The sequence below is a fragment of the Rhodanobacter sp. FW510-R10 genome (genome assembly GCF_058781105.1).
Map to the genome: position 1 here is coordinate 3326050 of NZ_JBYSWL010000001.1, position 12447 is coordinate 3338496.

The 12447-nt window shown below is 67.4% G+C and carries 9 protein-coding genes and 1 riboswitch; of the genes, 7 read left to right on the top strand and 2 right to left on the bottom strand.

The window, feature by feature from the left end; genetic code table 11:
* Positions 1-118: 118 nt before the first annotated feature.
* On the top strand, positions 119-2692 hold the full coding sequence (gene mutS / locus AC3WJB_RS14510; protein WP_492683225.1) for a DNA mismatch repair protein MutS: 2574 nt from the start codon (positions 119-121) through the stop codon (positions 2690-2692).
* Positions 2693-2710: 18 nt separating this feature from the next.
* On the opposite strand, the gene AC3WJB_RS14515 is transcribed toward mutS, so the two are convergent.
* Positions 2711-3091, bottom strand: coding sequence for an RNA-binding S4 domain-containing protein (locus AC3WJB_RS14515; protein WP_492682750.1), 381 nt, complete (start codon positions 3089-3091; stop codon positions 2711-2713).
* Positions 3084-3617, bottom strand: coding sequence for a response regulator (locus AC3WJB_RS14520; RefSeq protein WP_492682752.1), 534 nt, complete (start codon positions 3615-3617; stop codon positions 3084-3086). Before AC3WJB_RS14520 ends, AC3WJB_RS14515 begins: the two co-directional genes overlap by 8 nt.
* Before the next feature lie 133 nt (positions 3618-3750).
* On the opposite strand from AC3WJB_RS14520, the gene AC3WJB_RS14525 reads away from it, so the two are divergent.
* The 6 genes from AC3WJB_RS14525 to AC3WJB_RS14550 all read left to right on the top strand — a co-directional run bounded on the left by AC3WJB_RS14525 (position 3751) and on the right by AC3WJB_RS14550 (position 12347).
* Positions 3751-4887: a phosphotransferase enzyme family protein gene (locus AC3WJB_RS14525; RefSeq protein WP_492682754.1), complete on the top strand. Its 1137-nt coding sequence runs from the start codon at positions 3751-3753 to the stop codon at positions 4885-4887.
* Positions 4888-4930: 43 nt separating this feature from the next.
* Positions 4931-5026, top strand: a riboswitch (TPP riboswitch).
* A gap of 58 nt (positions 5027-5084) precedes the next feature.
* Positions 5085-7298, top strand: a complete 2214-nt coding sequence (locus AC3WJB_RS14530; RefSeq protein ID WP_492682756.1) for a TonB-dependent siderophore receptor — start codon at positions 5085-5087, stop codon at positions 7296-7298.
* A 1-nt stretch (position 7299) separates the two neighbouring features.
* Positions 7300-7884: a nicotinamide riboside transporter PnuC gene (gene pnuC, locus AC3WJB_RS14535; RefSeq protein WP_492682758.1), complete on the top strand. Its 585-nt coding sequence runs from the start codon at positions 7300-7302 to the stop codon at positions 7882-7884.
* Positions 7885-8020: 136 nt separating this feature from the next.
* Positions 8021-9412 (top strand): M20/M25/M40 family metallo-hydrolase, encoded by a 1392-nt coding sequence (locus AC3WJB_RS14540; RefSeq protein WP_492682760.1) that lies wholly within the window; start codon positions 8021-8023, stop codon positions 9410-9412.
* A gap of 80 nt (positions 9413-9492) precedes the next feature.
* Positions 9493-10887 carry a M20/M25/M40 family metallo-hydrolase gene (locus AC3WJB_RS14545; protein WP_492682762.1) on the top strand — a complete coding sequence of 465 codons (1395 nt, stop codon included), beginning with the start codon at positions 9493-9495 and terminating at the stop codon, positions 10885-10887.
* A gap of 62 nt (positions 10888-10949) precedes the next feature.
* Entirely contained in the window at positions 10950-12347 is a 1398-nt protein-coding gene (locus tag AC3WJB_RS14550; RefSeq protein WP_492682764.1) for a M20/M25/M40 family metallo-hydrolase, read from the top strand.
* Positions 12348-12447 lie beyond the last annotated feature (100 nt).

The following is a 12447-nucleotide window of genomic DNA, read 5'->3' on the forward strand; positions in this document are numbered from 1 at the left end:
CTCGACCAGGTCAAGGGTGGATCGCCCGGGCCTGCATCCACCATCCGGAACCAGCGAGTAGCGTTCTGTGCAGCAACCGCCAGCAAAGGGAAACACGGCCGCCGAACACACCCCGTTCATGCGCCAATACCTGGCGGCCAAGGCGGAACATCCGGATATCCTGCTGTTCTTCCGCATGGGCGACTTCTACGAGTTGTTCTATGACGATGCGCGCAAGGCCGCGCAGTTGCTCGACATCACCCTGACCCAGCGCGGGCAATCGGCCGGCGCACCGATCCCGATGGCCGGCGTGCCGTACCACGCGGTGGAGACTTACCTGGCGCGGCTGGTGCGTCTGGGCGAATCGGTCGCGATCTGCGAGCAGATGGGCGACCCGGCACTGGCCAAGGGTATCGTCGAGCGCAAAGTGGTGCGCATCATCACGCCGGGCACGGTCACCGACGCGGCCCTGCTGGATGCGCGGCGCGACAACCTGCTGCTGGCCATCGCCGCCGGTCCCGCCGGCAGCTACGGCCTGGCCTGGGCCGACCTGTCCGCGGGACGCTTCCTGCTCAGTACCGTCGCCGACGCCGAAGCCCTGGCCGCCGAGCTCGCGCGCCTGCAGCCAGTGGAAACCCTGGTCGGCGAGGATGTCGCCTGGCCGCGCCTGGTGACCGGCCTGCCCGGCCTGCGCAAGCGCCCGCCCTGGCATTTCGACAGCGACGCTGCAAGCCGCGAGTTGAACCGCTTCTTCGGCACGCGGGACCTCGGCGGCTTCGGCGTCGAGCACATGCCAACCGCGATCGCCGCGGCCGGCTGCCTGCTTGGCTATCTGCAGGAGACGCAGAAGAGCGCGTTGCCGCACCTCACCAGCATGGGCGTGGAGAGCGCGGGCGAGACCATTGCCATGGACGCGACGACCCGTCGCCATCTGGAGATCGACAGCAATCCGGCGGGGCGCAGCGAGCACACGCTGCTCGGCGTGCTCGACACCAGCGTCACGCCCATGGGCGCGCGGCTGCTGCGGCGCTGGCTGGGGCGCCCACTGCGCTCGCGCAGCGTCCTGCGTCAACGCCACCAGGCCATCGGCATGCTGCTCGACGCGCACGCCCATACCGGCCTGCGCGAGATCCTGCGCGGCATCGGCGACCTGGAGCGCATCCTGGCCCGCGTCGCGCTGCGCTCCGCGCGGCCGCGGGATTTGTCCACGCTGCGCGACGGCCTCGTGATTGCCCGCGCGCTCGTCCTCGATTGCGAGCATCGGGAAGCGGCCATCCTGGACCGCACGCTGCGGGAAGCGGCGCCGCTGCTGGACTCGCTCGTGGCGCACCTCGGTGACCACCGGGAGACCATTGCGTTGCTCGCCTCCGCCCTGGTTCCCCAGCCACCGGTTTTGCTGCGCGCCGGCGGCGTCATTGCCGATGGGTACGATGGCGAACTCGACGAACTGCGCAATCTCGCCACGCACGCGGACCAGTTCCTGGTCGAGCTGGAGGCACGTGAGAAGGCCGCGACCGGCATCACCACGTTGAAACTCGGCTTCAACCGCGTGCACGGCTATTACATCGAAATCAGCAAGGCCCAGGCCGCGCAGGCGCCGGTGCACTACACCCGGCGGCAGACCACCAAGAACGCCGAGCGCTACATCACCGAGGAGCTCAAGACATTCGAGGACAAGGTGCTGTCCGCGAAGGAGCGCGCGCTGATGCGCGAGCAGGTGCTCTACGAGGGCCTGCTCGACACGCTCACCGACAGCCTGGAGCCGCTCAAGGCTGCGGCCAGTGCGTTCGCCGAACTCGACGTGCTCGCCACCCTGGCCGAACGCGCCGAGGCCCTTGACTGGAACGCTCCCGAACTCAGTGACGAGCCCGGCATCGACATCCAGCGCGGCCGGCATCCCGTGGTGGAAAAAGTCCGCGACGAACCGTTCGAGCCCAACGACCTGCGGCTGGGCGAGGATCGCAGCATGCTGGTGATCACCGGCCCGAACATGGGCGGCAAGTCCACCTACATGCGCCAGAACGCGCTGATCGTGCTGCTGGCCCACGTCGGCAGCTACGTGCCGGCAAGCCGCGCGGTGATCGGCCCGATCGACCGCATCTTCACCCGCATTGGCGCCGGCGACGACTTGGCGCGCGGGCAATCCACGTTCATGGTGGAGATGAGTGAGACGGCGAACATCCTGCACAACGCCACCGCGCAAAGCCTGGTGCTGATGGACGAGATCGGCCGCGGCACCAGCACCTACGACGGCCTGGCGCTGGCCCGTGCCGTGGCCGTGCACCTGGCCGAGCACAATCATGCCTACACCTTGTTCGCCACGCATTACTTCGAACTGACCGAGCTGGCCAACGAGCACACCGCGATCGCCAACGTGCACTTGGATGCGATCGAATACGCCGAGCAACTCGTGTTCATGCATGCGGTGAAGGCTGGGCCGGCAGACCGTAGCTACGGCTTGCAGGTGGCGGCCTTGGCCGGACTGCCACGCGCGGTCATCACCGAGGCCAGGCGTACCCTGGACGACCTCGAGCGCAGCATGCGCACGCAGCCGTCAAGCCATGCCGCCAAGCAGGCGGACACGGCGCAGCTGGCGCTGTTTTCATCCGCGGTCCCATCCGCAGTGGAACGCGAGCTGGAGCGCATCGACCCCGAGGCATTGTCCCCGCGCGCGGCGCTGGAAGTCCTGTTCAAGCTCAAGCAACTACGCTGAAGCTCCGCTCGCCGCGATTCAACCGCCGTGCTTGAGCCGCCGCAGCAGGCGGCGGTCGGCCTTGCCCGGGCGGCGCTCCGGCCCGCTCGCGCCTTGCAGCCGGATCGCCTCGCGCTCCAACTCACGCGCCGCGCGACTTTCCAGCGTTTCGCGATAAAGCTCCTGGGCGATGCTGGCCGCCCCGCGCTTGGCTGAGACTTGCAGCACTTCCACTTCCAGGCGCTCGTGACCGCGCAACAAGCGCAAGCGGTCCCCAGGCTTGACCGTCCGCGCGGGCTTGCAGGCACTGCCGTTGACTTCCACCTTGCCGCCGACGATCGCCTCGTGGCTCAGGCGCCGGGTCTTGAAGAACCGCGCAGCCCACAACCACACGTCAACCCGCAGCTCGCCTTCAGCCATGAAGTTCCGGCGACTCGACCGCGCCGCCCCGGTCCGCGGCGAAGTCCGGCGCGCGCGTCGGCGCGCTCAGCCGTCCGGCCGTGACCAGGCGTGCAATGCGTCCGAAGACGTCGCCGCGGCCAAACGGCTTCTTCATGAAATCATCCGCCCCGAAGCGCTGCACGTAGAACTGCTCGGTGGCCTGTGGATTGCCGCTGATCATGATGACGGGGATGTCCCGCGTACGCGCCTCGTGGCGCAGTGCGCGCAAGACCGCACAGCCGTTGAGGCCCGGCATGACCACGTCCAGGAAGATGAGGTCGGGGACACGTTGGCGGGCAAGCTCCAGCCCCGCTTCACCGCCGTCGGCATTGAACACGACGTGCCCGTCTTGGATCAACATCTTGCCCAGTACGGCACGCGTGGTCGCCGAGTCATCCACCACCAGCACTTGCAAACCACGTGGCGTACCCGCACGCGGCCAATATCGCCGCTCCCATGGGCGCGCGCTTCCGAAGATGCGTCTCATCAGGCTGGGCTGCGCCATGGCATACTCCGAACGCCAAGCCCGTAGTCTCGTCACTTGCCCGCGTGCGTGCAAGGCCCGCCACGCCAGCGGACCCTGGCAGCGGCCAACCATCCGCATAATGGTGTGATCCACAGCGCGACCCGGGCAAGCCATGAGCGGCAGCGTCCACCAAGTACACGGCATGGCCGGCCACTGCGAGCCCGCGCATTGGCCGCCACTCACCCACGCGGAAGTGGCAGGCCTGCTGGCCGCCTACCCGGGTATCCACGGCCCGCTGGAAATCGTCTGGCACAGCCCACGCCCCTTGTCGGCGGCTTGCCTGGTACGGGGCGCCGACACCACGGTTTTTGTCAAACGCCACCACATCGGGGTGCGCAGCGTGGTGACGCTGGGCGAGGAACACCGCTTCATGGACCATCTGCGCGACCGCGGCATCCCCATCCCACGCGTGCTGGCCGCCGGCAATGGCTGCCGCGCGACGCGCAGCGGTGACTGGGTCTACGAGGTCCATGCCCGTGCCGCCGGCGATGACGCCTATCGCGACAGCGTTTCCTGGGCCGCGCCGAACAGCGCTGCGCATGCGCGAACCGCGGGCGAAATGCTCGCTCGGCTCGGCGTGGCAGCAGCCAGTTACGGCGCCGCGCAGCGCGGCACACACCTGCTCGTCGCCCGTGCCGAACTGCTGGGTGCCGCCGATCCCATCGTGGCGCTCGAGGCGCAGTTGCCCGCTCGTCCAGCCTTGGCCGCCTACCTCTCCCGGCGTGACTGGAAGGCGGAGCTGGCGGCGACGCTGGCGCCATGGCATGGCACGCTCCGCGAGCGCCTGCAGCGACAGCCGGCGCAGTGGACCCACGGTGACTGGCACGTCTCCAACCTGTGCTGGAGCAGCGTCGATGAGACGGCTCGCATTACGGCCGTACTCGACCTTGGACTGGCCGCCGAGACCTTCGCGCTGTTCGACCTCGCCACCGCGATTGAACGCAACGCGATTGCCTGGCTCGCGCTCGGCCGCGGGCGCGACGCTGCCCGCGTCGGCATCGCCTTGGCCCTGGTCGAGGGCTATCGCCACGTGCTGCCCCTGGATGCCACGGACGTCCATTTGCTGGCCGACCTGCTGCCCCTGGTGCATCTGGACTTTGCCTTGTCGGAAGTCGAATACCTGCTCGCGACCGGCCATCCCCCGGCGGCGGCCGATGTCGCCTACGACACGTTCCTGCGCGGCCACGCCGCCTGGTTCGCGACGCCGGCAGGACAATCGCTGCTGGCGGCGATCCACGGCGTCGCCTGACCCCGCAGCTTTGCAGGTGAGGGTCATCCATGCTTCAATGCAGGGATTGAAGCGGGGGTGCCCGGTGTGGCCGGGCTGAGAGAGACCCTTGGAACCTGATCCGGTTTGTACCGGCGTAGGGAGCTTGCAGATCCAGCACCCCCATTCGGGCGTGCGGGTCGCCGTCGCTTCGTCCACAGCCTTTGAGGACGATGCCGATGAGATTCCCACGCCAGGCCCTGGTCCCCGCACTCCTGTTCGCCCTTGTCGCGGGCGGCAGCGTGAGCGCGCACGTCATCACGGTCGCAGGACAGCCCGCGGAGGCGTCCAGCGCACCGCAGGCGACCGAACTGGGTACGGTCGAGGTGAGCGCCCGCGGCGACAAGGGCTATCACGCCGACGCCTCGCAAATGGATACCTTTGGCAGCTTCGGCCAGGCACCGCTGCAGGACACACCCGCGGCAGTCACCGTCATCACCCGCGCACAGATTGACGACCGCCAGCCGCGCACGCTGAGCGAGTTGGCGCGCAGCGACGCCGCGCTCGGCGACAACTACGCGCCGGTTGGCTATTACCAGGACATCGCCATCCGCGGCTTCCCTCTGGATCTCGCCACCGGCTACCGGCTCAACGACATGAGCCTCACCGGCGAGCAGTCAATCGCGCTGGAGGACAAGCAGCGAGTCGAGATCCTGAAGGGTCTGGGCGGCCTGGAGGCCGGCGTGATCGCCCCGGGTGGCCTGGTCAACTACGTCTCCAAACGGCCGGCCGAGGTGCGCACCGCCACGCTCGGCACCGATTCCCACGGCTCGCGTTACGTCGCGGTCGACCTCGGTGGCTGGCTTTCGCCCGACTTTGGCGTGCGCGTGAACGCGGCGCACGAGGACATGCACTCCTACGTCCGGCACGCCGATGGCAGGCGCAGCTTCTTCTCGCTGGCTGCCGACTGGAAGCTTGGCGCGGCAACCACGATCAAGCTCGATACCGACTACCAGACCAGCGGCCAGCGTTCGGTTTCCGGTTACCAGTTGCTTGGCGGCACCACCATCCCGCCGCACCCCAGTCGCACGCGCATGCTCGGCTTCGAACCGTGGCAGCGGCCCGTGGGCATCGACGCCAGCAATACCACGCTGCGCGTGGACCATCGCCTGGGCGCGGACTGGAACATGCAGTTCGCGGCCAGCCACAGCCATAGCGTGATCGATGACAACGTCGCCTTTGCCTACGGCTGCTTCTATTCACCAGCCTGCGCCGACGGCTCGCCGGGTTACTTCTTCGCGCCAAATGGCGACTACGACGTCTACGATTTCCGTAGTCCCGACGACAACCGCCGAAACGACGAAGTTCGCGCGGTGCTGCATGGCAGCGTTCACACTGGCAGCCTCGGCCATGAGCTCACCGCGGGCGCGAGCGCGTTTCATCGGCAGCTCGACCAGCGCGCCTACGTCTACGATTACGTCGGTACCGCCAACATCGATGACGTCGCCCCCCCCTATTTCGCCCCGTCGCCAAACGAGCCCGGGCCGTCGATGCGCACCCTGAGCAGTTGGCAACGCGCGGTCTTCGTGCTCGACCGCATGCACCTGGCTCCGCAATGGCAGGTCCTTGCCGGCGGCCGTCTGGTACGCCTGCACGAGCTTGCCTATGACGTCACCAGCGGCCTCGGTGTACGCGATACCCGCCTGTCCAAGGCCATGCCGCAGGCTGCCGTGATGTGGGAGCCGACCGCGGTGCTGACTGCCTACGTCAGCTACAGCGAGAGTCTGGCCCTGGGCCAGGCGGCGCCGTACTGGACGTCCAATGGTGGCACCACCCTGGCGCCGCTGCTGTCCCGCCAGACCGAGGCTGGCCTGAAATACGCCTGGAGTCCGGCGTTCGGCGTGCAAGCAGCCCTATACCGGATCCGTCAGCCCTACCAGTTTGCCCAGCCGGATCACTCGGCAGCCGGCTTCAGTTTCGTCCAACAGGGCGAAGAGGTGCACAGTGGCCTGGAACTCAACGCGGCCGGACAGGTGAGTGAACGCCTGCGCCTCACCGCCAGCCTGAACCTGATCCGGGCCCGGGCCCAGGACACGGGCACGCCCGGCTACGAGGGCCACCAGGTCGTCAACGTGCCCAAGCTGCGCGGCGTGGTGTATGCGGACTATCGCCTCCCGCTCACCGCGGACCTGCACCTCCTGGCCGGCTGGCGCCATGCCGCCAGCAACCCGGCCACGCCAGACGGGGCCACACGCGCGCCGGCCTCCGACGTGTTCGACGCGGGCCTGCGCTACGCAAGCCGCTGGCAAGGACACGAACTGACCTGGCGCTTGAACGTGGACAACGTCTTCGACCACTTCTACTGGCGCGACACCGGCAGTGCCGGCGGCGACCATTACCTGTTCCCCGGTGCGCCGCGCCTGGCACGGCTGTCGTTGACGATGGATTTCTGAGATGCCCTGGCTGGAAACCTTGGCGGCACTGACCAGCGTCTGGGCGGTGTGGCTGACCACGCAGCGGCACCCGTGGTGTTGGCCCGTGGGCCTGACTTCGGTGGCGTTGTATGCCTGGGTGTTCATCGACGCGCGGCTGTATTCGGACATGCTGCTGCAATGCGTGTTCGCGCTTGCCATCATCTATGGCTGGAATCGCTGGCTGCAGCACCTGGGCGACGATGGCCGCGTGCGCGTCGCCGCCTTGCCGCCGCGTTTGGCGATGCTGCATATCGCGCTGGGCATGATTGGCGCGCTGGCACTCGGCTGGTTCATGCACCGGCACACCGATGCGGCGCTACCGTGGCTGGATGCGGCGCTGGCCGCGTTCAGCCTGGTCGCCCAGTGGTGGCAGGTCAAACGCCATGTGGCCAGCTGGTGGCTGTGGATAGCGGTGGACGTGTTGTACATCGGCGAGTACGTCTACAAACACCTGCTCATCACTGCGGTGCTCTATGCGGGCTTCGTCCTGCTCGCGGTCGCCGGCTTGCGCAACTGGCAGGCAGCCGCGCGGCGCGCGGAGCGGGCAGTGGCCGGACGGGCGTGACTGCAGACAAGCTGCGGCAGCATGCCGCCCGCTCCGCACCGCTTCCGTCATCTCCCACGTCCACTGTTTGTATGCGACGGATGACCGCGTATATTCACCGCTGGCGGTCGCGTACCCGACCACACAGGGGATGACAATGACGGCGTGCTTACATTGGGTGGCTGGCACAGCATGCGGTCTGCTTGTCGGCATCGGTGCGGCGCAAGCTGCCACCACCGCCGAAATCCTGCCCGAATCCCGCGCCATGCTGCAGCACGCGATCAGCCTGCATACGGTGGCTGGCCAGGGTCAGGTGCCGGCATTCGCCGCCTATCTGGCGGACAAGCTCAAGGCTGGCGGCTTTGCCGCAGCGGACGTCGAAATCATCCCGGTCGGCGAGACTGCGGCGCTGGTGGCACGCTACCGCGGCACCGGCAAAGGCAAGCCCATCGTGCTCAACGGACACATGGACGTCGTGGCTGCCAATCCCAAGGACTGGCAGCGCGACCCGTTCACCCTGATGGAGGAAAACGGCTATTTCTACGGTCGCGGCACGGCCGACATGAAGGCCGGCGTGGTGGAGCTGGTGCAGACCCTGATCCGCCTCAAGCGCGAAGGCTTCACGCCCGGCCGCGACCTGATCCTGGCCTTGTCGGGCGACGAAGAGACTGCCATGGCCTCGACGCGCGAGCTGGCCAAGCGCTACCACGACGCTGTATTCATGCTCAACGCCGACGGGGGCGGCGGCATCATCGACCCGAGCACCGGGCAGGCCAGCTTGTTCGAGCTGCAGGCGGCCGAGAAGACGTACGCCGACTTCCGCATCAGCTTCAGCTCGCCCGGTGGACACTCCAGCGAACCGAGTCCGGACAACGCGATCTACCGGCTGGCGCAGGTCATCGGGCGCCTTGCCCAGTACCAGTTTCCGCCGCAGAGCAACGACATCACCCGCGCCTCGCTGCGCGCGCTGGGCGCCCGTACGCCCGGCACACTCGGCGCCGCCATGCAGCAGTTTGCGGCGCACCCGGACGATGCCAAGGCGGCCGCAGTCATCTCCGCAGACCCGGCCTATGTCGGACAGATCCGCACCACCTGCGTCGCCACCACGCTCGCTGCCGGGCACGCGCTGAATGCGCTGCCGCAAAGTGCCAGCCTTACCGTCAACTGCCGGATCTTTCCCGGCACCTCGGTGGACAGCGTGCGCGATACGCTGGCCGGGCTGGTTGCCGACCCCAAGGCAAGCCTCGTGCGCCTGCCCCCACTACGGCCGGCCAGCCCGGCCTCACCCTTGCGCCAGGACGTGCTCGATGCCGTGAGCTACGCCGTGCACCAGCGTTACCCCAAGGTCGCGGTGGTGCCAAACATGTCCGCCTACGGCACCGACAGCATGTACTTCCGTCCCGAGGGCGTGCCGAGTTATGGCGTAGGCGGTCATTTCAGCAAGCCGGACGACACCTTCGCGCATGGCCTCAATGAGCGGCTGCCGGTGTCCGAACTTGCCGCCGGATTGGACTATTGGCATACGCTGCTGACGCGACTCGCCAAGTAGGGCGGCGCGCCGTTACATGGGGACACCGCCACGGCCCCGCCGCCGTGTCCTTCCATTTCTATGACCCGGAGACTTCCACGATGAAATCGCACTTGTTGTTGACCGCCGCCGTCGCGCTCGCCTTGTATGGCAGCGTCGGCCTGGCCAAGACCGTCACCACGGCCCAGGTCCTGCCACAGACCATGGACGTGCTGCGCCATGCAGTCAGCATGCAGACCGTGGCCGGCCACGGCCAGGTCCCGGCCTTCGCTGCCTACCTGGCGGACCAGCTCAAGGCTGGCGGCTTTGCGGCTGACGACGTCCAGATCATCCCGGTCGGTGAGACCGCGGCCTTGGTGGCGCGCTATCGCGGCACCGGCAAAGGCAAGCCGATCTACCTTTCCGGACACATGGATGTGGTAGCCGCCAACCGCAAGGACTGGACCCGCGATCCGTTCACCCTGGTGGAGGAAAACGGCTATCTCTACGGCCGCGGCGTGGCCGACATGAAGACCGGCGTGGTCGTCCTGGTGGAAACCCTGATCCGCCTCAAGCACGAAGGCTTCCAGCCCAGGCGCGATATCGTCCTGCTGCTGTCGGGTGATGAAGAAACCACCATGGCCTCCACCAGCGAGCTCGCCAAGCGCTACCACGACGCGGAGTTCCTGCTCAACGCCGACGCTGGCGGCGGCACGTTGGACCCGACGACGGGCAAGCCATCGTTGTATCGGATCCAGGCTGCGGAAAAGGCCTATGCGGACTTCAAGGTCACGCTCACTTCTCCCGGCGGCCATTCCAGCGAGCCGAATCCTCCGCAGAACCCGATCTATCGCCTCGCGCGCGCCATGGACAAGGTAGGCGCATACCAATTCCCGGTGATGAGCGATGAGATTACCGTGACCTCGATGAAGGCCCTGGGTGCGCATACGCCGGGCGCGATCGGCGCGGCCATGCGCGCGTTCGCCGCCAACCCGCAGGATGCGCAGGCGGCCGCGACGTTGTCGGCGGACCCGGCGTACGTCGGGCAAATCCGTACCACCTGCGTCGCCACCCTGATCAACGGCGGTCACGCCTTGAACGCGCTGCCGCAGGCGGCCAGCGCCAATATCAATTGCCGCATCTTCCCCGGCACACCGATCAGCAGCGTGCAGGCCACGCTGGCCAAGGTCATCGACGACCCCAGCGCCACACTCACCGTGGTGCCACCGCCACCGCTGCCCGCCTCGGCCTCGCCGCTGCGCAAGGACGTGATGGATGCCGTGGGTCGCGCCGTGCACCAACGCTACCCCGGTGTCGAAATCGTACCAGGCATGTCTGCCGGCGCGACCGACAGCAAGCATTTCCGGCCTGCCGGGGTCGCGAGCTACGGCGTGGGTTCGATGTTCTCCAAACCGAACGACACCTTCGCGCACGGCCTCAACGAGCGGCTGCCGGCGGGCGAAGTTGCGGCGGCGCTGGATTATTGGCACTACCTGCTCACCGACCTGGCCAAGTAAACCGACGCGCACTCCATCATGCATACTCGCAGCTCCAAACCACGCATCACGAGGGGATACCGATGAAGGCAGGACAGGCACTCTGGGCAGCTGCGGCAGCCCTGGCCTTTGGCGCCGGCACAAGCATGGCGCAAGCCGAGACCACGACCCAGGTCCTGCCGCAGACCATGCAGATGCTGCGCCATGCGATCGGCGTTCCCACCGTGCAAGGCCAGGGCCAGGTGCCGAAATTCGCGGCCTACCTGGCTGACCAGCTCAAGGCCGCGGGTTTTGCCGCCGAGGACGTCCAGATCATCCCGGTCGGCGAGACTGCCGCGCTGGTGGCACGCTACCGCGGCACCGGCAAGGGCAAGCCGATCTACCTGTCCGGGCACATGGACGTCGTCGCGGCGAATCGCAAGGACTGGACGCGCGATCCGTTCACCCTGGTGGAGGAAAACGGGTACCTGTACGGTCGCGGCGTCGCCGACATGAAGACTGGCGTGGTCGTGCTCGTGCAGACCCTGATCCGGCTCAAGCAGGAGGGCTTCAAGCCCAAGCGCGACATCGTCCTGCTGCTCTCGGGCGACGAGGAAACCGACATGGCCTCCACGCGTGAGCTGGCCAAGCGCTATCACGATGCCGAGTTCCTGCTGAACGCCGATGCGGGTGGCGGCACCTTGGACCCGACGACAGGCAAGCCCTCCCTGTACGAAATCCAGGCCGCGGAAAAGACCTACGCCGACTTCAAGATCACGCTTACCTCGCCCGGCGGCCACTCCAGCCAGCCAAGCCCGCCGAAGAATCCAATCTACCGGCTGTCGCGCGCGCTGGACAAAGTGGGCGCCTACCAGTTTCCGGTGATGAGCGACGAAATCACCGTGGCCTCGATGCGTGCCCTGGGCGCATATACGCCGGGGCCCATCGGTGACGCCATGCGCGCCTTTGCGGCCAACCCGAAGGATGCCCAGGCCGTGGCCACACTGTCAGCCGATCCAGGCTACGTGGGCCAGATCCGCACCACCTGCGTGGCCACCCTGATCGATGGTGGCCATGCACCCAATGCCTTGCCGCAGGCCGCCAGCGCCAACATCAACTGCCGCATCTTCCCCGGCACCCCGGTCAGCACCGTGCAGGCCACGCTGGTCAAGGTCATTGACGACCCTTCGGCCAAGATCGAGGTCCTGCCGCCACCCCCGGTCGAAAGCCCAGCCTCACCGTTGCGCAAGGACGTGACCGAAGCGGTGACGCGCGCGGTGCACCAGCGCTTTCCCGGCGTCGAGGTAGTGCCCGGCATGTCGGCTGGCGCCTCGGACAGCATGTACTTCCGCAATGCCGGGGTGCCGAGCTACGGCGTCGATGCGGCCTTCACCAAACCGAACGATGCCTTCGCCCACGGCCTGAACGAAAAGCTGCCGGCGAGCGAAGTGGCCGCCGGACTGGATTTCTGGCATGTCCTGCTCACCCGACTGGGCGGCTGAGCCGACTGATCGCAGACCCGATCCTGTAAGCTAAGGGCAGGACGCAGATGCGCCCTGCCACCGAAGCTCCGGGCTACCTGCATTCATGCAGGTTGATGCA

Coding starts and splice junctions, on each gene's coding strand:
- pnuC (WP_492682758.1), top strand. CDS start 7,300: ATGCCCTGGCTGGAAACCTTGGCGGCACTGACCAGCGTCTGGGCGGTG.
- mutS (WP_492683225.1), top strand. CDS start 119: ATGCGCCAATACCTGGCGGCCAAGGCGGAACATCCGGATATCCTGCTG.
- AC3WJB_RS14545 (WP_492682762.1), top strand. CDS start 9,493: ATGAAATCGCACTTGTTGTTGACCGCCGCCGTCGCGCTCGCCTTGTAT.
- AC3WJB_RS14550 (WP_492682764.1), top strand. CDS start 10,950: ATGAAGGCAGGACAGGCACTCTGGGCAGCTGCGGCAGCCCTGGCCTTT.
- AC3WJB_RS14520 (WP_492682752.1), bottom strand. CDS start 3,617: ATGGCGCAGCCCAGCCTGATGAGACGCATCTTCGGAAGCGCGCGCCCA.
- AC3WJB_RS14515 (WP_492682750.1), bottom strand. CDS start 3,091: ATGGCTGAAGGCGAGCTGCGGGTTGACGTGTGGTTGTGGGCTGCGCGG.
- AC3WJB_RS14530 (WP_492682756.1), top strand. CDS start 5,085: ATGAGATTCCCACGCCAGGCCCTGGTCCCCGCACTCCTGTTCGCCCTT.
- AC3WJB_RS14540 (WP_492682760.1), top strand. CDS start 8,021: ATGACGGCGTGCTTACATTGGGTGGCTGGCACAGCATGCGGTCTGCTT.
- AC3WJB_RS14525 (WP_492682754.1), top strand. CDS start 3,751: ATGAGCGGCAGCGTCCACCAAGTACACGGCATGGCCGGCCACTGCGAG.